The organism is Oleiphilus sp. HI0132, from assembly GCF_001635845.1.
On record NZ_LWGJ01000827.1, the window covers coordinates 1 to 808 of the forward strand.

1 protein-coding gene is annotated in these 808 nt (G+C 45.8%); it reads right to left on the reverse strand.

Annotated features, from left to right (window positions below):
* Positions 1-808, reverse strand: an 808-nt coding sequence (locus tag A3766_RS30860) for a hypothetical protein (RefSeq protein WP_197479481.1), incomplete at both ends; no start/stop codon positions are given.

The following is an 808-nucleotide window of genomic DNA, read 5'->3' on the forward strand; positions in this document are numbered from 1 at the left end:
TGTTGCCACCCTGGATATCTTGAGCTGGGTTCAAAGCAACAGAACCTAGATCAAGAACTGCGTCTTTAACAGCGTAGATGTCACGCATTGAGTGAGCGAAACCGAATGCATTCAATCCGTCTAGACCAGAAGTGTCACCACGATGGTTGTGGATTTTCAGATCGTTGATCTGAACACCAGCGATATCGATGTAAACATCTAAATCAGTGATGTTGAAGTAGCTATCCATGTGGATTTTTGAGTTCGCATCACCGTAACCAGTAGAACCAGTCACAGCATCAGAAGCTTCAGCAGCAGAGATACGACCATTACCATCAGTGTCAGTAGCGCCGAAACCATTACCATTGTTTTCGATATGGATATCTTTGTGACCCAAGTAACCCGCAATGCTTAAGTTGCTGATCAAAGTAGTAGTTTGTGCAGTAGAAAGATCTGCGCCTGGCTGGTAAGTAGAGTCAGCAATACCGATTGCACCGATTTCGTATTTGAAATCAACCGCTGTTACAGCTGCGTCGATAACTTCTTGAGTTGAGAAATCAGCAAGTGCAGTAGCACCGCCAGCAATAAGGTCATCAGCACTGATAAGAGCAGCCAATGGATCAGTAGCGATTTCGTGAATTAACAAGTCACCGTCTTCGATACCAACACGACCCTTAACGAATGTTCCGCCAAGTGCACCAGCAACTGCTTGAACAACAGATACACCAGGAGCAGCTTGTACATTGTTAGCTTCTAGCTGTGTCAAAGATGCACCATCAGCGTTAGCTTCGATACCGCCAGCCAAACCAGCTAGACGACCGTCATCTAC